Below are 25017 nucleotides of genomic sequence, written 5' to 3' on the forward strand. Positions count from 1 at the left end.
GACGTTACTCGTATAATCTTATACCAGCCCGTTCACGTTGGTGATGTCGTCATCGATAAAGAGCGTCGCATCGCCAAGCGAATAGGTGTTGAAGCCTTCTCCGTCCACGATGGTCGTTCCGGTATGGATGGCACCGGTGATCGTCACGCTGTCATCGCTGCCACCGTGCACGACAAGGGTGTCGGTGTTGCTGGACAGGGCGGTGATCTGCGCCTCGGTGATGGTCAGGTTGGTGTCTTCTGCGAACCCAAGGTCGATGCTTTCGATCTGGAATTCGGACAGGGCGTCCGCCAGCATATCGGTCATCACCACCTCGTTGGTGGTCGGATCGTCCGTCACCAGATAGTTGCCCGAGGTGTTGCCCGCCGCATCCGTGGAGGTCACGACCAGATGCGAGCCATCGGGAACCGCAGTGGCAAAGCTGTGATAGGTCACCCCCAGAGGGGCCACATCGATGGAGCTGTCCAGTGCCACGTCCACAACCGTCGGGGCGGTGTCCGGGTTTACGACCACGCCGATTTCGACCGTATTGTCGGTGATCTCGGTGCGGATTTCGTCGATTCCCAGGTGGTTACGGCCATAGCCTTCCCAACCCAGCGCGCCCGGTGCATCGGTGTCGATTGCGATGGTTTCAATGATCGAGGCGGTGTTGCCAGCCGCGTCAGTCGCTTCGATCAACGCCGTTGCGTTCAGCGTTCCCGTCGGGATCGACGACGGCGGAACATCAAGGCTCCAGTTGCCAGCGCTGTCGACGGCTGCCTCGTGGATCATGCCGCCAAGGGTGACCATGACGGTCGAACCCGCTTCGACCTGACCGTTCAGGGTGATGCCCTCGGCCGCTTCGGCCGCGTTCACCACGTTGTCGGCGGTGATTGGCGCGTCGGACATGTTCAGCACGCTCACTTCGGTGTCGAAGGTCAGCGTGATCGCAGTGTTCGCCGTGTTGCCTGCACTGTCGGTGGTGACGATCTTGGCCGGGGCCGAGATTTCGCCCGACAGCATCGCGCTGGCCGGAAGATCCACCGACCAGTTGCCAGCGCCGTCCACGACGCCTGCGTAGGACATGCCCTCAAAGATCACCTGAACCGAACCGCCGATTTCGGTGGTGCCGGTCAGGGTCACCCCGTTGGCGGCCTCGACATGGTTGATCACTCCGTCGCCTTCGATCGGTGCGTTGCTGGGCGCAAAGTTCAGAACTTCGGTATCAACACGAACCGAGTCCGTGCGCGTCAGTGTATTGCCCGCGCTGTCAGTGATCGTCGCGGTGATTTCGGCGGTATAGGTGCCGGGGGCAATCTCGCCCGCGCTATAGGGCGCGGTCCAGACACCGTTGGCACCTGTCTGCACCGTGTGGCTGACGCCGTTCATGGTGACAGTGACCATTTCGCCCGGGTTCGAGGTGCCCGTCAGGACAACTCCGTCCGAGGCTTCGGCGAAGTTGACGATATCATCGCCTTCGACCGGGGCCGGGCTGATGGTCAGGATACCTGCATCGGTATCGACGCGAACCAATTGCGTCAGCGTGTCGGTGTTGCCCGCCGCGTCGGTCGAGACTGCCGTCAAAGTCACGCTGGTTTCACCCGAGGGGAGCTGCCCACTGTTGTAGGTCACGGTCCAGTTGCCATTGGCATCGACCGAGGCCGGCAGGGACACGCCGCCCAGCGTCACCTGAACGGTGGCGCCCGGCTCGGTCGTGCCGGTCAGGGTCAGGCCCTGCGCCGCCTCTTGGGCGTTCAGCACGCCATCCGCGCCGCCCGGGGTCGAGGTGTTGGTGAAGTTGCGCACCAGCGTGTCAACGTCCAGATCACCCGTCGCGGTAGCCGTGTTGCCCGCCGCATCGGTCGAGATCGCGCTAACCGGCAGGGTTTTCTCACCCGTCGGAATTTCAGCGGCACCATAGTTGGCAGTCCAGCTGCCATCTGCGGCAACCGAGGCCGCTTTGGTCACAGCCCCAAGGGTCACCATCACGGCGGCCCCCGGCTCGGCCGTGCCGGTCAGTGTCACGCCGTCGGCATGTTCCGCCGCGTTGACCACACCATCGCCTTCGACGCCAGCGGTCTGCACCGTGACAGAGGTTGTGGTATCGACCGCAATGCTGCCCGAGGATGTCGTGCTGTTGCCCGCCGCGTCGGTCGCCGTGGCCGAAACCGCAAGGCTGGTTTCACCTTCTGGGATAAGGCCTGCGGGGATGTTCACGGACCAGCTGCCATCAGCGGCAACCGACGCGGTCAAGGCGGTGCCGGAAACCATGACTTCGACGGAAGAGCCCGCCTCGGCGGTTCCGGTCAGGACAACACCTGCAGCACGTTCACCCGCGTTGACCATGCCATCGCCGCCAACGGTCGAGGTTTTGATCGACAGCGAGATTTCGGTATCGACGTCAAAGCTGTGCGAGGTTGTCGCAACATTGCCCGCCGCGTCAGTGGCCACAATGGACGCGGTGGTCGTATAGGTGCCAGCGGGCAGATCGCCTGCGCCGAAGCTGACGCTCCAGCTGCCGTCGCTGCCTGCAATGGCGGAATGGGTCACGCCTTCAATGGTGACCTCGACGGTCGAGCCGGACTGCGACGTGCCCGACAGAGTCACGCCGGCGTCGTATTCGCCCTGACCGATCAGATCGTCGCCCGTCAGCGGAGCGTTGTCGAGACTGACCAGACCGATGGTGTCAACTTGCACGCTGTCGATCAGAACCGTCGAATTGCCAAAGCTGTCGGTCGCCGTGACCGTCACGTCGGTGGTGTATTCGCCCTCGGGGAAAACCGTGCCGTCAAAGGAGAAGGACCAGGTGCCGCCTTCGCCGACTACGACGCTTTGTTCATAGTCGCCCACGACCATCACCACGGTCGACCCGACTTCGGCTGTACCGCTCACGCCCACGCCGTCAGCGTAGTCGTCCGCGTTGAACAGATCGCCCAGCGAAACGGTGCCATCTTCGATCGCAATCGCCGGAGGCGTGGTGTCGATCTCAAAGCTTGGGCCGTCCAGATCGGTTGTGCTGCCGTCCGGATGGGTCACCACGACAACCACATCTTCGTAGACGCCATCTTCGGGGAAATCTTCGCCCTCGAAGATCACTTTCCAAAGGCCACTGTCGTTGATGACGGTCGTGACGGTCACATCGTCGATGGTAATCGCAACATCGTCGCCCGGCTCACCGGTGCCGGTGATCTCGAGTGTTGGGTCGTCACTTCCGCCGATGTCGATGCTGGCATCCGGATCATCCACGGTGGGCGTTGCGGGGCCAGTTGTCACGCCCGTGCCGCCATCGCCGCCGTTGTCGCCGCCGGTCAGCCCCAGCAGGCCAAGGCCACCAAGGCCAATCCCAGCCGCGCCAAGGCCGCCAAGGCCCGTGACACCGCCCAGAAGGCCCGCGCCCAACATGCTGACTTCGTCATCACCATAGGCGCTGACGTCGGCAACCACGGCCGGTTCATCGAGAAAGATCAGCTCGTCCGAGGGGCTCCATTTGCCCCAGGTTTCGGTCGGTCCGTACTGCGCATAAAGGGCGCCGCCCTCGGCCTCGACAAAGCTGACCTGATTGAGCTGCCCTTCGGAGCTGAGGAAAAGACGGTTATCGTCGTCGCCGGCGAAATATCCCTCGAGCACGATCACCCGGCCATCAGCGAGTGTAATCAGCAGGTCATCCGCTGCACGATCATATCCGCGCAGGTCCGCCTGATTGATGTTAAGGGAAATATCGTTGTCGGAACCTGCCTTGATCAGAAATCCCTGATCTTCACCAGCCACAGACCCACGCTCTACTGCACCCGTACGGGTACGGATCACGAAATCGATCGCGTTCATAGTTACACCGCTCTACCTCTGCGACGGCAGTTTTTTGCCGCCGTCAATTTTTTTTGTGATTTGGAATTATCGCATAATCGTAAATTTCGCTAGACGGAAAATTGACGGGGTAGGAAAATAGGGTGTGTTTTCCCGTGTTTACCACTAAATCGGCCCCGGATTGCGGCAACTTTGTGGCAAATTTGCCCCAATTCCGTCTGATTACAATTCGACGGCTTGCCCGCTCGATGCTGATTTCTGCGCCGCCAATCCCATGCGAACAGCCCATGCGCCGTCGTCCAGGGTCACGTCAGGGCGGGCCTGGCCGCGCACCACGGACAAAAAGCGTTGATGCTGATAAAAGGTGGATCCGTTGTGATCCCCCGCTTCAAGCAGCGTCGGATCGACTGGAATTTCCACGGCTTGCGGGCCCTTTGGCTGGCGCGGGCTGACGATCACCTTGGCGGTGGGCGGCAATCCCAGATGGGTCGGCCAAAATCGCCCCGGCCCGGGAACAAAGGCTTCGATCTTGCCTTTTGGCCCGACGGCTGAAAGCTCTTCCTGATAGGTGGACCCTTCGGCGTACATGCACAATTCAAGCATCGCTCGGGCGCCGCTGGCGAAATCGACAATGACATAGCCGCTGTCCCAGATATCCGGCGTTTCACCGTCATAAGTTTCGTCCAGATGGTTCACCACCTGCCCGGCACTCGCCATGACGCGCACCGGATCGGATTGCAAGACAAGGCGCATCAGGTCAAAGAAGTGACAGCATTTTTCGACCAGTGTCCCGCCGGTATTGCGATTGAAGCGGTTCCAATCCCCGACCTTGGGCAAGAACGGAAACCGATGTTCGCGGATCGAGAACATGGTAACGCCGCCAGTCGCGCGCTCCAACTGCTCGACAAAGGTGGCGACGGGCGGCATATAGCGGTACTCCATCGCCACCCAGATCGGCGCCGGGTATGTGCTGCGCAGCGCCTCCAGGCGGGCGCCCTGCGCTTCGCTTGTATAAAGCGGCTTTTCCATCAGCATCGGCAGCGGGCGAAGGCGCGCCACCTCTTCCAATTGATCCACATGGGTGTGGTTCGGGCTGACCACCAGCAGGCAATCCAGTTCCTCCTGCGCCAGCAGTTCCGCGATCGACCCGCAGAGCTTAGCATTGGGGGCGATGGCTTTGGCAGCGTTGGCCATCAACTCGTTCGGCTCAAAGATCGCAGCGACGCGAGCGCCGGGCAACAGGGCGATGTTACGAAGGTGCTCTTGCCCCATCATGCCGCAACCGATGATGCCGTAGTTGATGATGTCCTGTGCCACGTCAGCTCTTCCTTTAAGCGATGCGCGAAACATAGCGCGCGATGGTCGTGTCTATCCAGCTGAACGAAACCTCGGCGCGGGTGCCATCCTGCCCCCAACTGATCCGGCTGGCCTGCAGGGTGTTTTCGCCGGATTTTGGGCCAAAGGTCTCGGGGGCCCAATCTGGAACCGGGGCAAGGCCCAGACGATCCTCGGCCCGGTTGATCCAAAGGCCCAGCGCCTCGCGGTAATACAAATAGAGGGACTCGCGCAGGTCACCTTCGGCAATCTGCGGGGCAAAGGATCCGTCCAGCCAGATTTCCTCAAGCACCGCGGGCTGGCCGTTCAAACGGCGCAAACGGCGGATGCGATGGGCCTCGTCCGAGGTGCCAAACTGGGGCAGCTCCGCCGCTTTTACGACCCGCTGAACCGAGAGCACCTCGGCAGTCGGCAGCCCGCCGCCTTCCAGCAGTTCGACCCGAAAAAAGGCATAGACAGACTGCGCATCGCTTTTGGCGCGGATATAGTTGCCAGACCCCTGAACCCGCTCCAGCATCCCCTTGTCGGTCAGATCGCCCAGAGCTTTGCGAAGGGTGCCAACGGAAATGCCCAGCCGGTCGGCCATCTCGCGCTCGGGCGGCAGCCGTTCACCGTCCAGCAAGCGGCCCGCATGAATGTCGCGGATCAGCATTTCGCTGATCTGGACATAAAGCGGCAGGGCGTGGCGGTCGGGCATTTCTTCTGTCCGAAAATTGATACACTATTGATCTACATCAAATGCAATGCTACGCAAGAGAAAATGCATCGGAGGCGCATGTTATGACCGTTGTCCCCATTACCTCTCCTGATCTGGATGCAGCCGAGGTGTCCTGGTTCGCGGCGCTGTGCTCGGATGATTACGAATTTCTGGGGGTTCCAGAGGGGCGGCTGCGGTCTTCGTTCGGACATTGCTCCTCGATCGTGCAAGAGGCCGAGCGCCAGGGCTTTCGCAATATCCTCTGCCCGTCGTCCTATCAGGTTGGGCAAGACACGCTGAGCTTTGTCGCCGGCTGCGCGCCGATTACCTCACAGATCAACATGCTGGCCGCGGTGCGCTGCGGGGAAATGCAGCCGATCATGCTGGCCCGGACAATCGCGACGCTGGATCACATGCTGGAAGGGCGCCTGACGGTGAACATCATCAGCAGCGATTTTCCCGGCGAAAAAGCCGAAAGCGCCTTTCGCTACCAACGCTCTCGCGAGGTTGTGGAAATCCTCAAGCAGGCCTGGACGCAGGATGAGATCAACCACAAAGGCGAAGTCTACAATTTCGAAGGCCTGACGACCGACCCGGCCAAGCCGTACCAGACCGGCGGTCCGCTGCTGTATTTTGGCGGCTATTCGCCCGACGCGCTGGAATTGTGCGGCGAACATTGCGACGTCTACCTGATGTGGCCGGAAACGCGCGACGTTCTGGCGGAACGCATGAAGGCGGTGAACGTCGTGGCCGAGCGTTACAATCGCACGCTGGATTATGGCCTGCGGGTGCATGTCATCGTGCGCGACACCGAAGCCGAGGCGCGCGAATGGGCGCAGCATATCACCAGCAAGCTGGACGACGAACAGGGCCGCGCCATCCGCGAACGGGCGCTGGACGCAGGGTCTTTGGGTGTGTCGCATCAGGCGAAGAACCGCGAATTGGCTGATATGGATGGGTTCATCGAACCGCACCTTTGGACCGGCGTCGGCCGGGCTCGGTCAGGGTGCGGCGCGGCTTTGGTTGGCTCGACCGATCAGGTCTTGTCCGAGTTGGAGCAATACCAGAAGATGGGCATTCGCGCCTTTATCCTTTCGGGGTATCCGCACCTTGAGGAATGCAAACATTTCGGCAGCCGGGTGCTGCCAAAGATGAAGACTTGCTCGCTTCCGGTCGCCTATGGCCGGGTGCCGGGCGAAACACCGATGACGCCGCTCGGCGCAGGAGAAAGACGCTGATGGACCGTATCGCGCTGAATGACACCTTGGAGCTGAGCCGCCTTGTCTATGGCATGTGGCGCATTGGCGATGACGACAACACCGCGCCCGATCATGTGCGCGCCAAGATCGAAGCCTGTCTGGATCAGGGCATCACAACCATGGATCAGGCCGACATCTATGGCGGCTACGAGGCCGAGGAAATCCTAGGCAACGCCCTGACGCCCGAACTGCGCAACCAGATCGAGATCGTCACCAAATGTGACATTGTGGCGCCCGCGGGGCGCTATGCCGGCAAGCGGGTAAAATATTATGACACCTCACGCGCGCATCTGATCAGGTCGGTCGATCATTCGCTGCGCCTGATGAAGATCGACCATATCGACCTGCTGCTGATCCATCGCCCCGATCCGCTGATGGACGCCTGCGAAACCGGTGCGGCGCTGGATGAGCTGATCGACAGCGGCAAGGTCCGCGCCGTCGGCGTTTCCAACTTCCGCCCTTGGGACTGGAAGCTGCTGCAAGCCTCGATGAAAACACCACTGGCCACCAACCAGATCGAGATCAGCCTGCTGTGTCCCGCGCCCTTGACCAATGGCGACGTGGCCTTTCACCAAAGGCACGGCCAGCCACTGATGGCCTGGTCGCCGCTGGGCGGCGGAGCGCTGTTTGACGCTTCGAACGCAGGACTGCGGGCCAAGCTTTCCGAAATCGGAGCGCAATTCGCCGTTGATGACGCCGCGGTCGCCGTGGCTTGGCTCTTGGCACACCCATCGCGCATTCTACCTGTGCTTGGTACGAACAATCTGGACCGGATCGCACGCATCGGGGATGCTGCCAAGGTTCACCTCGACCGGGAGACATGGTTTGAGCTTTACACTGAGGCCCTTGGCCACGAAGTCCCATGAGACGGATCGCCACCGCTCCTATGCCGGGTTTGCGTCCGAAAATCCGCATAAACCTCCTGTATCGGTGAGGCTATGAACGCTTTGCACAAGATATTTGACCCCGCCGATGTAGACAGCCGCGCCTTTCGCGAAGCGCTGGGGAGGTTTGGCACAGGAGTGACCGTGATCACCTGTGACACCGGCACTGGCCCTTTGGGGATCACCGCGAACAGCTTTTCCAGCTTATCGCTTGACCCGCCGCTGGTGATGTGGGCTCCGGCGAAATCGTCCTCGCGCTATCCGTTTTACATGGCGGCCGAACGGTTCGCGATCCATGTGATCGGCTCCGAGCAGACCGGCATGTGTCAGGCTTTTGCGCGCGACGGCAACGCCTTTGACCAATTCGACTGGGAGCTGAGCCCCGAAGGCGTGCCTTTGCTCAATGGCTGCCTGTCGCGCTTTGAATGCAAGACCCATGCCACGCATGACGGCGGGGATCATTCGATTGTTGTGGGGCGAGTGGAGCGCGTCACAACTCGTCCGGGCGATCCTTTGTTGTTTGTCAGCGGCAAATTCGGGAGCTTTGAACAGACGTCATAATCCGCCCCTAAAACAGCGATAACGCGAAGGGGCACTTGGGAGGGGGAAGGCCAATGGCCGCATTGCTGGCGCTGCTGCGTCCGCTGCAGGTGGTGAACGATATCGTCCTGAAATTCGGACGAGGTTTCGCAACCATTGCAATTGGATTGATGGTGGTCTGCATCCTTGTGCAGGTCTTTTTCCGATACGTTCTGAACAACGCCCTGCCCTGGCCGGAAGAAGCCGCGCGTTTCCTCATGCTTTGGATGACCGGGCTGATCGCGCCCAGCGCCTACCGACGCGGCGGCTTTGTAGCGATCGACATGATCTCGGCTTTGCTGCCGCGAAGCATCGGGGCGGTGCTCAGCCTGTGCCTGCTGCTACTGTCGATGCTGGTGCTGATCATGGGGCTAGAGCTGGGACAGAAGCACATCAAATCCGGTTGGATGTTCGCTTCATCGTCGCTGTACCTGCCTTTGGAAGTGATCGGCCAGAAGGGCTACAAGATCAAACTGGCCTGGATGTACATGTCGCTGTACGTCGGCCTTTGGCTGTTGCTGATGGTCAACGCCGAACTGGTGCTGCGCGCGCTGGTCAGCCTGTTTGGCGGCGAAGACCGCCTGCGTCCGCTGATCCATGAAGATCTGGTGGTGGAATAATGCTGGTCTGGTTCCTTCCGCTTTTCCTGCTGTTCCTGATGATTGGTCTGCCCGTGTTCTTCGGCATGCTCGCGGCGCCCGGTCTGCTGCTTTACCTCAACGGACAAGAGCGCGACCTGTCGCTGCTGTATCGCAACGTCTATAACGGCATGGACAGTTTCCCTTTGATGGCGATCCCGTTCTTCATGCTGGCGGGCGAGCTGATGAACCGCGGCGGCATCACCATGCGGCTGGTCGAATTCAGCCAGGCGATGATGGGGCATCTGCGCGGCGGCTTGGCGCATGTTAATATCCTGTCCTCGATGCTTTTTGCCGGGTTGTCGGGATCGGCCGTGGCCGACACCTCGGCGCTGGGGTCCATGCTGATCCCGGCGATGGAGCGCGAAGGCTATACCCGCCGCTTTGCCGCTGCGATCACGGCGGCCAGTTCGGTGATCGGGCCGATCATTCCGCCGTCCGGGATCATGATAATCTATGCCTATGTCATGGGCGAAAGCGTGGCCGCGCTGTTCCTTGCGGGCATCGTGCCGGGTATTCTGGTGGGGCTGGGCCTGATGATCGCCGTCAAGCTGATGGCCGACCGCTATGATTTCCCCGCCTCGCGCAGCAAGGCCACTTGGGGCGAGCGTGGGCAGGCGTCAATCAAGGCGTTTTTCCCGTTGCTGACCCCGGTGATCATCCTTGGCGGCATCCTTGGCGGCGTCTTCACACCGACCGAGGCCGCAGCGGTCGCCGTGGCTTATGCGATCCTCATCGGGATGTTTGTCCTGCACACTCTCCGGCTGAAGGACCTGCCAGATGTCCTGATGCGCGCCGCGATGACCAGCGCGGTCGTGCTGCTGCTGGTGGGCGCGGCCATGGCCTTCAAGACCGTGGTTTCCTTGTCGCACGCCCCAGAAGCGCTGGCCGCTTTTATCCTGTCGCTGTCGGAAAATCCGCTGGTCCTGCTGTTCCTGATCAACCTGCTGCTTTTCATCGTCGGCATGTTCCTGGACGCAGGCCCAGCCATCATCATCCTTGGTCCGATCCTCGCGCCGATCTTTACCAACCTCGGCATCGACTCAATCCATTTCGCCATCATCATGAGCGTCAACCTGACCGTCGGACTGGCGACACCGCCCATGGGGCTGGTGCTTTTCGTGGCCTCATCGGTCAGCGGCGAAAAGGTCGAAACCATCGCCAAGGCGATCCTGCCGTTTCTTCTGGTCGAGGTGATCGTGATCTTCCTGATCACCTTCATCCCCGAGATTTCCATGACCATTCCCCGCCTTACGGGGTTTGCCAATTAACCGGGCTTCGGCCCCACCGACCGACACAGCAACAGGGAGAGAGAAATATGCTTAAAGGTCTGACCAAAGCCGCAATGGTTGCGGCGCTTCTGACGGGCAGCGCAATCAGCGCCGCAGCGCAGGAGTATACCATTCGCGCCACCGCGAATTCCAACGAGAACGACGAAGACTATGACGGCCTCGTGGTCTTCAAGGACTTTGTCGAAAAGGCTTCGAACGGCGCCATCGCGGTCGAGTTGTTCATCGGTACGCAGCTGTGCTCGGGCGGGGCCGAGTGCCTGCAGGGCGTAGCGGACGGGTCGATTGATGTCTTTGTGACCACGTCGGGCGGCGCGGCTGGCATCTTTCCCTATGTGCAGGTGTTGGACCTGCCTTACCTGATGTCTGATGACCGCGTGGCCGAGGCTGTGCTGTCGGGCGATTTCACCCGGAAAATGCGCGAAATGGCGCTGGAGGATTCCGGCGGGATGATCCGCATCATGACGATCGGCAATACCGGTGGCTGGCGCAACTTTGCCAATACCAAGCGCCGGGTGCAGATGCCCTCGGATCTTGAGGGCCTCAAGATCCGCACCGTGGTCGCTGATCTGCCGCAGGAACTCGTCAAGGCTTTGGGCGCGTCGCCCACCCCGATCAGCTGGCCGGAACTGTTCACCAGCTTCCAGACCGGCGTTGTCGAGGGATCGAAGAACGGCATCACCGACATCATGAACATGAAGTTCCCCGAAGCCGGCCTGAAGTATGTCACGCTGGACGGGCACGCCTACATGGGTGCGATCTGGACGATGAACAACGACAAGTTCCTGTCGATGCCGGAAGAGATGCGCAAGGTCGTGGTCGATGGCTTTGCGGCGCTTCAGCAGGCGACTTTTGCCAGCCCCAAGCGCAAGTCGATTCAAGCCTATCAGGATTTTGCAGCGGCAGGCGGCGATCTCTATGTCCCCTCCCCCGAGGAAAAGGAAGCTTTCCGCGAAGCCGCGGCGCCGGTCTATGACTGGTTCCAGGAAAACGTCAAAGGCGGCGACGTGATCTTCAAGGCGCTGACCGATGCGGTGGCCAAAGCCGAGGCCGATCTGGCCGAAGGGTACAAATCGGACCTCAACTGATCCGATTGTTGGCGTAAATTCGGGCTGTGCAGGTGACTGCGCAGCCCTTTCTTTCTGGCGAATCGCGCGGGCATGCAGGGCAAGACACCCAGACCGGAAACAACCCGTGTCAAAGCCCGCGATTTCACCCAAGACAGGGAACAAGTCACAGGTTAGACGGTCCCTTCAGTTCCGGATTTGCCAAACGGCCCAAAGCCGAGTCATGTTTAGCGAAACGGATACATCCAGACCCGGTAGTCATCGACCAGCACATGCGCCTTTTCAATTTCTTCACCGCTCATCTTCTTGACCACTTCTTCAACCGAATGGGCTGCGTCCGGGTCACCTCCGATTGTGCTGAGACGGTACCACAGGTAGGCACGCACCAGATCGGGGGCTGGCATTCCGAGGCCAAGCTCGTAATACCAGCCAACCCCGGATTGCGCGCCGGGATGGCCCTTCATGGCGCTGCGCAGGTACCAGTCAAAGGCGCGGATATGGTCCTGCTCAACCCCAAGGCCAAGCGCATACATGACGCCGATCAGCTCTTCGGCGTCGGCATTTCCGGATATCGCCAGTGGCCAAAGCGCCTCGCGCGCCTCTTGGAACTGGCCCGCCTCCATCAGATCGCGCGCCGCGTCGAGGTTGGCCAGCGCTGGCGTGGCAAAGGCAGCGCAAATCACAAGGCAAAGCGCGCGCAAGGTCCGAAGATGGGTCATGGGATCGCGGTCCTGTTCGTTTCCCTTGGTCTGGCCCTGCCCGCATCGGGCGAGACCATGTCAGAGGCTGATTTCCTGCCCTTTGACGCGGCGCAGGCCAAGCTTGGGCAGCTTCTTTTCTATGACAAGATCCTCTCTGGCAACCGCAATATCAGTTGCGGCACCTGCCATCACCACTCGTTGGCCGGAACTGACGGGCTGAGCCTTGGGATCGGTGAAGGCGGGGTTGGACTGGGTCAAAGGCGCACTGCGGGCGACGGCGCCACGAAGATCCGAAAACGCATTCCGCGCAACGCACCGGCGCTTTGGAACCTCGGTCACAAGGGCGTTCGGGCACTGTTTCACGATGGGCGGGTCGAAATACGAGACGACAAGGCGTGGGATTTCGACACGCCGGCCAAAGCATATCTGCCCAAGGGGCTGAACTCGATCCTCGCGGCGCAGGCCTTGTTCCCGATGACCTCTTCGGCCGAAATGGCCGGTCAGCCGGGCGAAAATGAAGTCACGGGCGCGGTGCATTCGCGGATCGACAAAGGCTGGCCGATCATCGCCAAGCGGGTGCGGACGGTGCCGGAATATGGCGAGATGTTCGTTCAGGCCTTTGCACATATCGAACGCCCCGAAGATGTGACGATCACCGAGATCGCCAATGCCATCGCCGCTTTCATCGGTACGGAATGGCAAAGCTACGACAGCCCGTATGACGACTGGCTGCGGGATGGCACGCCCTTACCCGAGGATGCCGAGCGCGGGCGAAAACTGTTCTTCGGCAAGGCGCAATGCCAGTCATGCCACAACGGCCCCCTGTTCAGCGATCAGGATTTTCACGCTGCTGGCTTGCCGCAGTTCGGCCCCGGAAGGACGAGGAGGTTTGATCTGATCCCGCGCGATGTCGGCCGCATGGCAGTGACCGATGATATCGCAGATGCCTATAAATTCCGCACTCCGTCCCTGCGCAATGTCGCCCTCACTGCGCCCTATGGCCATAACGGCGCCTTCCCGACGTTGAACAGCATGATCCGGCACATGGCGAACCCGGTGGCCGAGCGCGAACGCTGGCAGCCGAAAATGGCGCATCTGCCGCGCATTCCCTGGCTGGACGACTATGATTTCGTAATTGCCGATGACCGCTTTGAAATGGCGCGGCAAGCCGAGGCAATCGACATTCCCAAGGTGACCCTAACCACCGAAGAGATCGACGACATCGAAGCCTTTTTGAACGCGCTCACCGGGGCGTCGGCCCGCAATTTGCCATTGGGCATCCCCAAGACCGTGCCCAGCGGTTTGCCTGTCGACTAGGACGCCTTTTTCAGAAGCTCGCGAATGATCGGTTCTTTCTTGGGCTTTTTCGACAGGCTCATCAGAAGATCGGCCAGTTCAGGCTCCTTGACCCGCTTGGCGGCAGATTTCGGTGAAAACCAGCGGCGGGTGCGTTCGTGGCGTTCCTTCCAAGTGCGCTTCAACTTTTCGACGATCATCGGATAGACACGCACCTCGCAGGGCACGATGTGCTTCTTGTCGAGCTTTTTTCGGTAGGTGTAGGTGCCTATAACTTCATGCGAGATGTAGCCCTTGGCGCCGGCCTCTTCGAGGGCTTCGATCTCGGCCGCGGCCCACGGCTTTTTGCCATCCATCTCCCAGCCTTTGGGCATGACCCAACGACCGGTGTCGCGGGATGTGACCATCAAGACCTGCAATTCACCGTTTTCGTCCCAGCGCATAGGAAGCGCTGCAATCTGCTCAGCAACCTTGGGCATTCTTCTGCTCCAGTTTTCTTTTAATATACGCCAAAATTCGTAAACGCCAAACTAACCAATTATGACAGAAGGTTGCGGTCCGAACGGACACGGGCGTCTTGAAAGAACAAGGCCGCGCTGCTTTCGCTGCGCGGCCTTTAAATTCTGGCGGACCGAGGAGGATTCGAACCCCCGACCCCTTGATTCGTAGTCAAGTACTCTATCCAGCTGAGCTATCGGTCCGTAGGGGCGGGATTTAGCGATGCTGCAGGAAGAGCGCAAGGGGGTATTTCGGATTTCTTGGCGAACTTCGTTTTCCGACCAAGAGTTTCCGCCCTAAGCGCCCGAAAGCAATACCTATATTTCTTCCTTTATCCTTTTCTGGCGTCATTGCAGCCATGCCTTGCGCCAATTCGGTCAAGGCGGCCACCTGCCGTAACCTCGGCGGTTTGCCTCTCGTGCGGTGTCTTCAAGGCCACAATATACAGATACGCCTTTTCCAGCTCGTTGAGCATACCCCTGGACATGGACGAAAGGTTGAACGGGCCATCCTCGTAGATGGAGCCGAGGCTGGGCAGATCGCCGGTCTTCGTCAGGCCATTTGCAGCCCGCCGTCACAGTGATTGATGACGAAGCGCCCTTGCGTGTTTTTTTCACGCACAAAATAGCATTCGTTGCTAGTAGCGGTGTTGACGAGGGCCGAACCGAAATTTTGAACTGCGCAGTGGCGTTGGTGACATCCTCGACCCAGAAGGAGTTGTCGATGGTGTCGTTGGTCCGGATGCGCCAGTCATGGGCCAAGGTGCCGCCAGTATCATCGAAAAAGACGCCGGTTCCCGAATTCTTGATCGCAACATCGTCGAAAGCGCCAAAGGAGTCGCTGCGGGCGCAACTCGTCCCCACTCAGAGGTTACCATCTACGCTGTGATCGCCCGACAGAACGGTCTGGGCGGTGGCTGTGACAGGCAGAAGGCCGGTCAACAGAACGGCGGGCAAGAAACGGCGCATTCATTAAATCCGTTGATGAGAAAACGGTTTGTGAATTCCCGAAAGGTTAACGCCCTCTCCGCTTGCAATGTTTTTTGAAGTTCTCCGCCCCAAGGTCGGTCACGCATGGGATGGACTGTCCAGCAAGTGATCGTGGCAAAGTCGACGCGAAACCTGGCTCTGTTTATCCAAGTCTAGCCCACGTCCCCCATCGGCAGACGGATTTCAAAGCAGGTGCCTGTTTCATCACTGCTTTTGAGGGACAGGTCGCCGCCGTGGCCACGGATCAGTTCCACCGCGATGGCAAGGCCAAGGCCAGAGCCGCCCTTGCGCACGCCGCCCTGAAATGGCTGGAACAGGTGTTCACGTGCCTTGGGCGGCAGACCGGGCCCGGTGTCAGTGACGGTGATCAGCCAGTTGCTGTCTTCGACATGGGCGGCAATATTAATTTCGCCGGGCTGATTTGTGGCCGCAAGGGCTTGTCGCGCGTTGCGTATCAGGTTCGACAGGACACGGTAGATCTGTTCGGGATCGCCGCGCACCATCATGCCAGCAGGCACATCTTCGGAAAGGCTGATTTCACCCTCGCCAATCGCGAGGCGCTCGGCCTCAAGCACCTCGCCGGTCAGTTCGGCAAGGTTGAACAGGGTCAGACGCGGCGCGGGTTCTTCGGCGCGCCCAAAGGCCAATGTGCCTTCGCACAGGCTGACGGCGCGGGTGATCGAATTCACCAGCTTGGGCGCCATCCGCATGACCGCCGGATCTTCCGACATCTCGATCCGGTCGGTGAACAGCTGCGCCGAGGTCAGGATATTGCGCAAATCGTGGCTGACACGGGCAACGGCCCCCCCCAGTTGCGCCAGACGTTCCTTTTGTTTGAGCGCCTGCGTCAGCTGGGTTTGCAGAAGTTGCAGGGCATCTTCCGCCTCGCGCAGTTCCTTGACCCCGGCCGAAGGCTTGATGATGCGGCGGGCATCTTCGGGCGCCTCCGCATAGGCCTGCATATGGCTGACCACACCTTTGATTGGCTTGACCAGAAGCACCCGCACCGCAAGGAACAACAACACGGCGGTGAAAACAGAGATCACCGCCGAGAGGATAAGGATGCGCACACCGTAGTCGATCATCGCCATGCGCAATCCCTGCGTGTCCATGGTGACTTCGATCAATTGACCGGCGTCGCGGAACGGGTTGCCGATCACCCGGATCATCCGGTCTTCGGGGTCGGTCAGACGCGTCAAGGCATCCGCGATCAACTGCAAAGGCGTCGCGCTGCGCAGATCAAAGCTGGCGCTGATCGCCTCTGGCATCGGCGAGGACAGCACAAGCTGCCGCATCTCGTCGCGCCGCAACACCACGTTGAACACGCCGGCGTTGTCCAGCAGCTCGGCCTCCAATTCGGGGCTGATCATGTCGTCGGCCAAAAGCGCGAGCGAGGCGATCTGCGCGCGTTCCAGACGCGCAAGCAGGTAATCCTCGCGGAACCGCGCGATCGAGGGGACAAAGATCAGGATCTCGGCCAGCATGACGAAGATCGTCGTCAAAATCAGGAAACGGCCTGAGAGGGAGTTCAACATAACCTAAGCACGCGCCTTGCACATCAGGGCAGCCAGCGTTGCACCAGCCGGACGACTTTCTTGACCGTATCGTTTTCGAACAGCCTTGGGGAGAAATAAGCACCCGCAGCCCGTTTGTTAAGCTCTCCGATGGTGGGATAGGGCGCGACCATGTTGGATACATGGCTCATTTTCAGACCATTGGCGATGACAAGCGACCAAAGATTGATCAACTCGCCAGCCTGATAGCCCGCGATCGAGACCCCGACGGGTTTGCCTTTGACCACCATCACCTTGATCAATCCGCGCGTTTTGCGTTCCGCGATAGCGCGGTCGTTGTGGGAATAGTGAAAGCGCACGACCTCAAGCCGTGGCCCATGTTCCTTGCGGGCCAGCGCCTCGGTCATGCCGACCTGGGACAGTTCGGGCTGGGTGTAGGTGGCCCAAGGAATATGCGCGGTCTTTGTCTTGGCGGGCAGCCCGAACAGCGCGGACCGGATGACAATCCCGGCGTGGTACCCTGCCACATGGGTAAATTGCAGCCCGCCCGCCACGTCGCCAATCGCATAGACGCGTTTGTTGGTGGTTTTGAGGCTGTCGTCGACCTTGATGCCGGTCTTGGTGGTCTCGATCCCGGCGGCCTCAAGGTTCAGCTTGTCCATATTGGCGCGGCGCCCCACGGCAACCAGCAGGTGAGAGCCTTTGAAGACCCGGCCATCCTGCACCTCCACTTCGATCGCGCCCGCTTGACCGCGCACTTTCTTGGCCAGCGCCTCTTCGGCGATGTCGATGCCTTCGCCGCGCAGCGCCTCAAGCACCACCTCGGCCATCTCGGGATCGTCCTTACCCAACGCCTTGGCGCCTTCGATGACGGTCACCTTGCTGCCCAGACGGCGATGCGCCTGAGCCATCTCCATACCAATGGGGCCGCCGCCAATGACCAGCAAATGGTCGGGGCGATCCCGCAGATCCCAAAGGGTTTCGTTGGTCAGATAGGGCACTTGATCCAAGCCCGGGATCGGCGGCACAAAGGGTGACGATCCTGTAGCGATCACGATGCGCCGCGCCTTGATCCGGGTGTCGCCCGCCTGCACCTCGGTCTCCGAGATAAACGTGCCATACTCGCGGATCACCCGCACGCCCAGCCCTTCAAAGCGTTCCTGACTGTCGACGGGTTCGATGGTGGCGATGACATCAGCCACATGATCCTTGGCAGCCGCATAATCCACCTCGGGCACCATATTCGCGACACCGTAGCGGGCCGCATGAGACATGACATAGGCGCTTTTGGCGCTGGCAATCAGAGCCTTGGAGGGGACACAGCCATAATTCAGGCAATCTCCGCCCATCTTGTGGCCTTCGAGCAGGGTCACGTCGGCGCCCATCTGAGCGGCCCCCGCCGCCACCGACAGCCCGCCCGAGCCTGCGCCAATAATCAGAAGATCGGTCTTGAGGGTGTTCATGACTCAGAAGTCCTTTTTGCCGCGCAGGGCTTTGATGACGATGGGCAATGCGGCAAGCGCGGCCAGACCAAGGATCGGCCCGATCACTTGCGGCGCCCAAAGCAGCGACAGGTCAGGGTCTTCACCGCGGTCAAAGACTTCGCCCAGACCGACACCGATCGAGGTATAGACAATGGCGCCGGGGATGATGCCCAGCGCCGTGGTCCAGACAAAGTTGCGAAACTTCACCCCGACCAGCGCGGGCAAGAGATTGGCCACGAAGAACGGCACGGCCGGCACAAGGCGCAACAGGAACAAGACGCTGACCTCGTTTTCACGCAGCCCCTCCATGAGGCGTTTCATCGTGCCTTCCGAGGTCTCCAGCTTGGCGGAAAGGGCGCGCCCCAACCCGGCACGCGCCGCCAGAAAGATCGCTGTCGCGCCAATGGTTGCCGAAAGGACGTTGAAGGCTGTGCCGCCCCAAAGCCCGAAAAGAAAGCCTCCCGTGACCGAGGCAACCGCGGCGCCGGGCAGAGAGAATGCCACGATGGTCACGTAAATCGCGACGAACCCCAATACCATCAGCGCATAGTTCGAATCGCGAAACAGCAAAAGCGCCTCTCGGTTGTCGCGCAGCGTGTCGAAGGTCAGGTAGTCGCGCAGGGTGAAAAACCCGATAACCGCCATCGCAAGTATGGTGATCAGGGGCAGGTGGCGTTTCACGCCCGCCGGGGGCGCTGGTTGGGTCATATCGCTCATTGTCTCTTGGGCCTTTGTTTTAACAAACATGGACCACAGATGCGCTGCCTCCCATCCCTGCAACAGGCTCTTCACGCCCGCTTGATCGCGGGTGTACCTCAGCGTGAGAAAAGATGGGGGTTATTGCCAGACTGAAACATTTGCCGCCGAGAAGACCTATGGAAATGTTGCATTTCTGGTCCGATCTGCGTTTGACATGTGGCCAAGCCCCCCCTATAGCACGGGCTTCGAGATGCACTGGTCCGCGAATCCATCGCTTGGGCCACGTTTACGGAGTAGCCGCGATGAAACGCACCTTTCAGCCGTCGAACCTTGTTCGCAAGCGCCGCCACGGGTTCCGTGCGCGCATGGCCACCAAAGCAGGCCGCAAAATCCTGAACGCGCGCCGCGCCCGCGGCCGCAAGAGCCTGAGCGCATAAGCTTGGCCGCTTCGCCTGAGGCGGAGCGTGGGATGAAGACCAAAAAGACCGCCCCGGATTGCTCTGAGGCGGTCCTTTTGCCTTTCCGCGTTCTGCAAAAGCGCAGCGATTTTCTAAAGGCGGCCCGCGCCGGGCGCGCCCCTGCACCTGCGTTCCTGTTGCAGGCACGTCGGCGCCATGCTTCCGAGGCGGAGGGCATTCGCGTCGGCTTTACCTGTTCCAAAAAGGTCGGCAACGCCGTGGCGCGAAACCGGGCGAAACGGCGCCTGCGCGAGATTGCGCGACTGATATTGCCGGGCGCGGGCAAACCCGGCTGGGATTATGTCCTGATCGGGCGCGCCGAGGCCACCGCCACGCGCGATTTCATCGACATGCAACAAGATCTGCGTCGCGCCCTCGACAAGGTGCACGGAGCCCTGAAATGAGCCCCCTCGCCCATATCGCCGCCCTGCCCGTTCGCGCCTATCGGTTGTTCTTTTCTCCGTGGGTTGGCCATGGCTGCCGCTATCAACCGACTTGCTCGGCCTATGCGCTTGAGGCGTTGGAAAAGCATGGTGGCATCAAGGGCAGTTATCTTGCCGCGCGCCGCATCCTGCGCTGCCATCCATGGGGCGGGTCCGGGATAGATAACGTGCCGCCGTCCAAACATGATCATTGACGCACGGTTGCCCGAAACCGCTCAAACAGGTAACTGATCCTCATGCTGGACGACACTGACGACATTCACCCGCTGTTTCACGGCGCCCCCAAGAGCACCGAGTTCAAGAAACTGCGCAAGCGGCTGGTTCAGAATGTGCGCGAGGCGGTTGACCAATATGGCATGATCGAACCCGGCGCCCGCTGGCTGGTCTGTCTTTCGGGCGGCAAGGACAGTTATGTTCACTCTCAGACTGTCACGCACGAAAAGATAAGATAAGGCATTGTTATTAAAATATAAAAAAATCCCACAGCGACATTTTATGCCGCATCAAAGTTCTCGACATCGTCGTGTTTGAAACATATTATTGGCAGTCATGAGCAATGATGCACAAATGACGCCGAACGGGCTGCGCTCTCTGGAACCTCTCCAACTCAGGAAAATGCAGTCGGAAGGGAACACGGTCCAAATTCCAATTACCCCTGATTACAAGGCAGACCTTTTCGGGACAGCATACTTGGCCGCCCATCACGAGGAACCAGTGAACACCCGCGATGCGCGGTTTCAGTCGCTGGCTATTTTACGGTTGGCAGCAATCGTGGGCGACATCCAACGGCCTGAGCACCGCCTCAGCTACGAAACAGGCCTAACCGAGCCAGAACTCCGCGCGATCAACCTGCTGATCCGGCACACTCATGCAGTTCTCAGCGACCTTGTCGAAGAGAAGAAAAAAGGAATTGACTTCTTAAATCTGGAGCTCGCCCTTTCCAAACTCAAACCCGCCGCAGCCACGACGCACCACCTCCGGGCCACTTATGTCATCGACTATCTTGAGTGGCTGATGAAAACAGGCGATGGCGTTCTGAGTCGGTACGTTGTGCCCGACAGCGACATCCGGATGCGTCGTCAAGCTTTTGAGTCAATCAGGCAGTGCATTACGAAGCCGACTAAGCCAGGGCGGACCAAGCGCAATGCTTTTTCGGGATACGCACTCAGCATGCTTGAAGAGCACATGGGAACCTATATTCCGAGTGCCATTTGGAAAGATGCCGTAATGGGGCTTTCGGCGAATCGGACAGGTTTCGCTTGTTTGTCGGTATGATCTGAAGTGCCGTTGCCCTTGATGCGCCTGCAGCGCGTCTACGAGGTCGTATGTTTCCATGCGCCTCAATTCCTAAGAATAGAAGGGCAACGACATGAATGTATTTATCGGATTGGATGTATCTCTGGCAAGCACTGCGATTTGTGTGCTGGGGCCGCAGGGGAGGATCGTTGAAGAATTACAGGCGGAGAGCGAGCCTGAGGCATTGGTACGTGCAATAGCGTCATTGTCATATTCGATCGATGCGATCGGGCTCGAAGCCGGACCTTTGTCCCAATGGCTGAGCAAGGGAATGGAAGAAGCTGGCTTTGACGTGGTCATGATGGAAACACGATTAGTGAAGGCAGCCTTGAAAGCCATGCCGATCAAGACCGACAGGCGCGATGCCCAGGGCATTGCGCGCTTGCTTCAAATGGGATGGTACAGGCCCGTGCACCGCAAATCTGTGTCCTCCCAGGAAATCCGCGCGTTGCTGACGGCGCGCAAGTCAGTTCAGCAGGCCATCATCAACCTTGAGCTTTCGATGCGGGGTGTTCTGCGAAACTTTGGCATGAAGCTGGGGCATGTCACCAGGATTAGGTACGAGGCCCGGGTGAGGGAACTGGTTGAGCAGAATGAGATCCTGTCCGCGTCGACTGAGGCTCTTCTGCGCGCGCGTTCCCAGTTGCGCGCCGAGTTGGCTGACTTGGATGCCAAAATCGCGGGTCTGGCAAAACACGACGATGTTTGCCGTTTGATGATGACGATGCCAGGTGTCGGTCCGATCGTCGCCCTGACAGTCAAATCTGCGATTGATGATCCGACCCGCTTTGCGCGGTCGAAGGATGTCGGACCGTGGGCGGGGCTTACGCCAAGGCGCACGCAATCCGGAGAGATGGACATCGTTGGACAAATCACGCGAGCCGGTGATCGCGGGCTTCGAACCGCGTTGTATCAGGCAGCGATGATCCTGATGCACCGTGGTGCCCCGAACTGGCTGCAATCTTGGGCACTTAAAGTAGCGCACAGGCGTGGGGCGAAGAGGGCCATGATTGCACTTGCTCGACGCATTGGCGTCGTCTTGCACCGCATGTGGATAGACGGCACGCCGTTCCGCTACACGCAGAACTCCGGCGCGACTGCATGAGCGGGAAGCTTCAAGGACAATTCAGAGCGGAGGGTTGAGCTGCGCCTCATGACAGGTACGTCGAGGTCCCTTGCCGGGACGAGGTTCCTGGAGATGCCGAAGGCCCGCAAGTTATCAGCAAATGCTGAATACGCGGGAAAGATGGGCACCCTGGACCAGATTTGGACCAGGCATAGAGTGGCAGCTATGAGGCTGACTACGGACGGAAGAACGAAGCCCGGGTAGGGGTGTCCCTCAGTCCTGATGTGCGGTTGCAGTGATAAAGGAAAAGTAAGCTTTTGAATTTGTGTCTTAAACTTGGTGAGGAATGAGATCCTCGCCGGGATTTTTGACTTGCCCGAAACCCTTGACAGAGGCCCGCCCCATTACGGAAGATAGCCTAACAGCGCTCAGAAACTCCACAATGTTCGCACTGCAATTCTATGGTGGCTTCAGGCGTTCAGAGTTGCTTGCGTTAAAATGGGAGGACATCAAGCCTGGCCGTGGCACAAACTATCCTCCGGAGATTCACGTCGCCGCCCGCCGTAACGATCCTGAAGACCCCAGAAAGCACAAGCCAGAGGCAAAGACCGGCTCCGGCGTAGTTACGGTTCCGAACGAGGTCTTTCGTCAGCTTGAAGAAGTATGGCGAGAGGCTTGGGACGACATCTACGACCTCGCCGAGGAGATCGGCGTCGAGAATAACATGGACCACACATTCGTCTTCGTAACTACAACGAGGTGACGCCCTGACCTTTTTGGATCCCCCCTTAGCCTCTCCGGATTCAATGCCGCCAGTCAGAAGCTTTGCTTGAGCTGCGGAATCGCTAAGGGCGAACTCACTTCACATGCGCTCCGTCACCTATCAGCTATGAGATATGTCCGCCGCCGACGTCAGAGAAATGAACCCGCGGATGCCATCGAGAAGGGCATGCGCGAATTCTTTCGTTGGTCCACGACCAGCAACATGCCATCCTACTACACTGCCAACGAAGACCATGCTGCGATTTACGCGGATATGCTCACAGACGCACGATTCTGCGAAGAGATGTAAATGGTCGCGAACAAGAAAAGTTTCTTTGACGTCGTCGCCCGTCCAACAACTGTGCAATCACAATCAGGATACGTTAATCAAGTTGAATCGGACATTTGGGAGTTGCGCGGACGGCAGATCGATTATGGACTTCTCGCCGACGCGGTTACGGAAGGCTTTCTGAAAGAAATCAAGCATCAGTTCGCGACCGTGATGCAGACTCATAAGCATGCAGATTCTTCCTTTCAAGCCTTTTTTATTGCACTCAAAGACTGCATTCATTTCTCTTTCCGCGGGACAGGCGTGAAGGTGAATGCTCTAAGCAGCGCCATGATATCGGAGTGGCGCGACGAAGCGTCAGGACGCGGCTATCCGTACACATTAAAGTCGCTCATCATCGCTGTCCGTGCCCGCGAACCAAAAGCCTTCCCAAACGTGACGAACAAGGTGATGAGGACGCTGAAGAGGCCGCAGAAGGAGGTCCAGCACATCTTATCGCTCGACCCGAAAAAGGGGCCATGGCTCGAGCGCGAGGTGCTGGATCAAGATCGTGCTATCGAGCAAGCCTACACGAGTGGAGCATGGCACGTGGAAAAATACGTTCTGGTTCAGCTCTTTCGTTTCTACGGCGTACGCCCCGAGCAAGTCGCAAACATGAAGATAGCGGATGTACGGTGTCGCCATACAGGCCATGCGAAAGCCGAGATTCGGTGGCCGTTCGCCAAAAATGACCTTACGGCTGCGCAGGCACTCTGGTGGCCCCTCGGCGGCGCACTGCTGCCAGCGTTGGAAGCCTACTTTGATTTGCGCCTTGATGGCATCCCAAGGAGCGAACAAGAGAGGCTGCCTCTCTTCACGCCGGAGGGTCTTCCGGGCGTCTGGCGAGGGTCAAAAAAGCCGAAACCCAACAGGGAACCTGGGTATGAGGGGCACCCGATGAGTGCCCGCGGGGAGCACGCTTTACAAACACCATGACGTCTCTCGGTCTTCTGACGCACCGCAGCGGCAAGCCCGAACCCATGACCTTCAACCCATACCGGGAGCGCCATACGGTTGGAACACGCCTCGCTCTAAAAGGTTACTCGGCACCTCAGATCGCCTTGCGACTTGGCCACAAGAGCTCCGACAGCTGCACAGCCTATGTCGATCTCGCACGCATGGCCATGCAGATGCGCAATCCTCACTTCTTACATATGATGGACGACGTAGGTTCAGTCTTCACGAATCCAGTCGTCTCTCATGCGGAGATTGAACAAGACCTCACGCCAATCATCTCGCTCGAGGCGACGACAGGAGGTCGAGGCAGAGCGTAACACAGTTACGGAAGGAGAGGTCTGTTGATGAACCGTCTGTGTGTTAGACATAGTTCCGCTTTCCGCTCTGTTCCCCGCCCACGCGGGGATGAACCGAGCGCGGCAATGGATCACGGAACCGAAACCGACTGTTCCCCGCCCACGCGGGGATGAACCGGCTGTAAACGCTACTGCGCCCGAAAAGGTCGCCTGTTCCCCGCCCACGCGGGGATGAACCGTTGCTCATCCGATACAAGGCAACGCCGCGATTCTGTTCCCCGCCCACGCGGGGATGAACCGCGCACAGCCATGACCCAATTCAAAATCTTCCCCTGTTCCCCGCCCACGCGGGGATGAACCGACGCCCTCAAACCATGCGCACAAGCTAAAGGCCTGTTCCCCGCCCACGCGGGGATGAACCGTCTGCCACTGTCGCGTCAAACGGCACGGGGAACTGTTTCCCGCCCACGCGGGGATGAACCGGCGCTTTCCCGCCTCTGGGAACGGGTGCCGGGTGTCTGACGTCAGCACCTGTGGGACAGATTTGGGGATTTGAACAACGGAGGGTTTCTGGTTCATCGTAGCCTTTAAGGAGCGAAGATGAACAAGAAGCCCGGAACATCGAAAGACGCAGCTGACAAGCTGGTCAATAACATCCGCCGCAAAACCCGCCAGACCTACTCGGCGGAGGAGAAGATC

General features: G+C 59.5%; 23 protein-coding genes, 1 tRNA gene, 1 pseudogene and 1 CRISPR repeat array. Of the genes and pseudogenes, 16 read left to right on the top strand and 9 right to left on the bottom strand.

Features of this window, described 5'->3' with window-relative positions; all coding sequences use genetic code 11:
- Window positions 1-18: 18 nt before the first annotated feature.
- The 3 genes from ACOYQJ_RS11165 to ACOYQJ_RS11175 all read right to left on the bottom strand — a co-directional run bounded on the left by ACOYQJ_RS11165 (window position 19) and on the right by ACOYQJ_RS11175 (window position 5815).
- Window positions 19-3804: an Ig-like domain-containing protein gene (locus ACOYQJ_RS11165; RefSeq protein WP_422906104.1), complete on the bottom strand. Its 3786-nt coding sequence runs from the start codon at window positions 3802-3804 to the stop codon at window positions 19-21.
- A 201-nt stretch (window positions 3805-4005) separates the two neighbouring features.
- Complete coding sequence (locus ACOYQJ_RS11170; RefSeq protein WP_422906105.1) at window positions 4006-5133, bottom strand: Gfo/Idh/MocA family protein; 1128 nt, start codon at window positions 5131-5133, stop codon at window positions 4006-4008.
- Window positions 5114-5815 (bottom strand): GntR family transcriptional regulator, encoded by a 702-nt coding sequence (locus tag ACOYQJ_RS11175; RefSeq protein WP_422906106.1) that lies wholly within the window; start codon window positions 5813-5815, stop codon window positions 5114-5116. The genes ACOYQJ_RS11170 and ACOYQJ_RS11175 overlap by 20 nt, the downstream gene beginning before the upstream one ends.
- Window positions 5816-5898: 83 nt before the next feature.
- Between ACOYQJ_RS11175 and ACOYQJ_RS11180 the strand changes: the two genes are divergently transcribed.
- The 6 genes from ACOYQJ_RS11180 (at window position 5899) to ACOYQJ_RS11205 (ending at window position 11552) form a co-directional block, all read left to right on the top strand.
- Entirely contained in the window at window positions 5899-7053 is a 1155-nt protein-coding gene (locus ACOYQJ_RS11180) for an LLM class flavin-dependent oxidoreductase (RefSeq protein ID WP_422906107.1), read from the top strand.
- The gene (locus tag ACOYQJ_RS11185; protein ID WP_422906108.1) at window positions 7053-7940 is read left to right on the top strand and encodes an aldo/keto reductase; all 888 of its coding nucleotides are present in this window, start codon (window positions 7053-7055) and stop codon (window positions 7938-7940) included. The genes ACOYQJ_RS11180 and ACOYQJ_RS11185 overlap by 1 nt, the downstream gene beginning before the upstream one ends.
- A 72-nt stretch (window positions 7941-8012) precedes the next feature.
- Entirely contained in the window at window positions 8013-8519 is a 507-nt protein-coding gene (locus ACOYQJ_RS11190; RefSeq protein WP_422906109.1) for a flavin reductase family protein, read from the top strand.
- Window positions 8520-8572: 53 nt separating this feature from the next.
- Window positions 8573-9157, top strand: coding sequence for a TRAP transporter small permease (locus ACOYQJ_RS11195; RefSeq protein WP_422906110.1), 585 nt, complete (start codon window positions 8573-8575; stop codon window positions 9155-9157).
- Complete coding sequence (locus ACOYQJ_RS11200; RefSeq protein WP_422906111.1) at window positions 9157-10446, top strand: TRAP transporter large permease; 1290 nt, start codon at window positions 9157-9159, stop codon at window positions 10444-10446. The genes ACOYQJ_RS11195 and ACOYQJ_RS11200 overlap by 1 nt, the downstream gene beginning before the upstream one ends.
- A 47-nt stretch (window positions 10447-10493) precedes the next feature.
- Window positions 10494-11552, top strand: coding sequence for a TRAP transporter substrate-binding protein (locus ACOYQJ_RS11205; RefSeq protein ID WP_422906112.1), 1059 nt, complete (start codon window positions 10494-10496; stop codon window positions 11550-11552).
- Between the two features lie 206 nt (window positions 11553-11758).
- Here ACOYQJ_RS11205 and ACOYQJ_RS11210 read toward each other — a convergent pair whose 3' ends face one another.
- Window positions 11759-12250, bottom strand: coding sequence for a tetratricopeptide repeat protein (locus ACOYQJ_RS11210; protein ID WP_422906113.1), 492 nt, complete (start codon window positions 12248-12250; stop codon window positions 11759-11761).
- On the opposite strand from ACOYQJ_RS11210, the gene ACOYQJ_RS11215 reads away from it, so the two are divergent.
- Window positions 12242-13549, top strand: a complete 1308-nt coding sequence (locus tag ACOYQJ_RS11215) for a cytochrome-c peroxidase (RefSeq protein ID WP_422906114.1) — start codon at window positions 12242-12244, stop codon at window positions 13547-13549. The genes ACOYQJ_RS11210 and ACOYQJ_RS11215 overlap by 9 nt on opposite strands.
- Here ACOYQJ_RS11215 and ACOYQJ_RS11220 read toward each other — a convergent pair.
- Both ACOYQJ_RS11220 and ACOYQJ_RS11225 read right to left on the bottom strand, forming a co-directional pair.
- Entirely contained in the window at window positions 13546-14007 is a 462-nt protein-coding gene (locus tag ACOYQJ_RS11220; protein WP_422906115.1) for an NUDIX hydrolase, read from the bottom strand. The genes ACOYQJ_RS11215 and ACOYQJ_RS11220 overlap by 4 nt on opposite strands.
- Window positions 14008-14152: 145 nt before the next feature.
- Window positions 14153-14229 (bottom strand) — tRNA-Arg (locus ACOYQJ_RS11225).
- Between the two features lie 549 nt (window positions 14230-14778).
- Between ACOYQJ_RS11225 and ACOYQJ_RS11230 the strand changes: the two genes are divergently transcribed.
- The gene (locus ACOYQJ_RS11230; RefSeq protein ID WP_422906116.1) at window positions 14779-15072 is read left to right on the top strand and encodes a hypothetical protein; all 294 of its coding nucleotides are present in this window, start codon (window positions 14779-14781) and stop codon (window positions 15070-15072) included.
- Window positions 15073-15167: 95 nt separating this feature from the next.
- On the opposite strand, the gene ACOYQJ_RS11235 is transcribed toward ACOYQJ_RS11230, so the two are convergent.
- The 3 genes from ACOYQJ_RS11235 to ACOYQJ_RS11245 are packed head-to-tail and all read right to left on the bottom strand — an operon-like array spanning window position 15168 to window position 18730.
- Complete coding sequence (locus ACOYQJ_RS11235) at window positions 15168-16550, bottom strand: sensor histidine kinase (protein WP_422906117.1); 1383 nt, start codon at window positions 16548-16550, stop codon at window positions 15168-15170.
- A 23-nt stretch (window positions 16551-16573) separates the two neighbouring features.
- The gene (locus ACOYQJ_RS11240) at window positions 16574-17992 is read right to left on the bottom strand and encodes a dihydrolipoyl dehydrogenase family protein (RefSeq protein ID WP_422906118.1); all 1419 of its coding nucleotides are present in this window, start codon (window positions 17990-17992) and stop codon (window positions 16574-16576) included.
- 3 nt (window positions 17993-17995) lie between these two features.
- Window positions 17996-18730 (bottom strand): TVP38/TMEM64 family protein, encoded by a 735-nt coding sequence (locus ACOYQJ_RS11245; RefSeq protein WP_422906119.1) that lies wholly within the window; start codon window positions 18728-18730, stop codon window positions 17996-17998.
- Window positions 18731-19014: 284 nt separating this feature from the next.
- Here ACOYQJ_RS11245 and rpmH point away from each other — a divergent pair, with 284 nt between their 5' ends.
- The 8 genes and pseudogenes from rpmH to ACOYQJ_RS11285 all read left to right on the top strand — a co-directional run bounded on the left by rpmH (window position 19015) and on the right by ACOYQJ_RS11285 (window position 24001).
- Complete coding sequence (gene rpmH, locus ACOYQJ_RS11250; protein ID WP_012177012.1) at window positions 19015-19149, top strand: 50S ribosomal protein L34; 135 nt, start codon at window positions 19015-19017, stop codon at window positions 19147-19149.
- A gap of 32 nt (window positions 19150-19181) precedes the next feature.
- The gene (rnpA, locus tag ACOYQJ_RS11255; protein ID WP_422906120.1) at window positions 19182-19574 is read left to right on the top strand and encodes a ribonuclease P protein component; all 393 of its coding nucleotides are present in this window, start codon (window positions 19182-19184) and stop codon (window positions 19572-19574) included.
- Window positions 19571-19807: a membrane protein insertion efficiency factor YidD gene (gene yidD / locus ACOYQJ_RS11260; protein ID WP_422906121.1), complete on the top strand. Its 237-nt coding sequence runs from the start codon at window positions 19571-19573 to the stop codon at window positions 19805-19807. Before rnpA ends, yidD begins: the two co-directional genes overlap by 4 nt.
- 42 nt (window positions 19808-19849) lie before the next feature.
- Window positions 19850-20026, top strand: a pseudogene (locus tag ACOYQJ_RS11265) (tRNA 2-thiocytidine(32) synthetase TtcA); the annotation flags it as partial.
- Between the two features lie 136 nt (window positions 20027-20162).
- Window positions 20163-20888 (top strand): hypothetical protein, encoded by a 726-nt coding sequence (locus ACOYQJ_RS11270; RefSeq protein WP_422906122.1) that lies wholly within the window; start codon window positions 20163-20165, stop codon window positions 20886-20888.
- Window positions 20889-20982: 94 nt separating this feature from the next.
- Complete coding sequence (locus ACOYQJ_RS11275; RefSeq protein WP_055296358.1) at window positions 20983-22014, top strand: IS110 family RNA-guided transposase; 1032 nt, start codon at window positions 20983-20985, stop codon at window positions 22012-22014.
- A gap of 403 nt (window positions 22015-22417) precedes the next feature.
- Window positions 22418-22738 (top strand): site-specific integrase, encoded by a 321-nt coding sequence (locus ACOYQJ_RS11280; protein ID WP_422906123.1) that lies wholly within the window; start codon window positions 22418-22420, stop codon window positions 22736-22738.
- Window positions 22739-23047: 309 nt separating this feature from the next.
- Window positions 23048-24001, top strand: coding sequence for a site-specific integrase (locus tag ACOYQJ_RS11285; protein WP_422906124.1), 954 nt, complete (start codon window positions 23048-23050; stop codon window positions 23999-24001).
- Between the two features lie 405 nt (window positions 24002-24406).
- Window positions 24407-24801: a CRISPR direct-repeat array (repeat unit 29 nt; unit sequence CTGTTCCCCGCCCACGCGGGGATGAACCG).
- The last annotated feature ends 216 nt before the right edge of the window (window positions 24802-25017 follow it).

The sequence above is a fragment of the Pacificoceanicola algae genome (assembly GCF_049341065.1).
In the GTDB taxonomy this organism is placed as follows: domain Bacteria; phylum Pseudomonadota; class Alphaproteobacteria; order Rhodobacterales; family Rhodobacteraceae; genus Pacificoceanicola.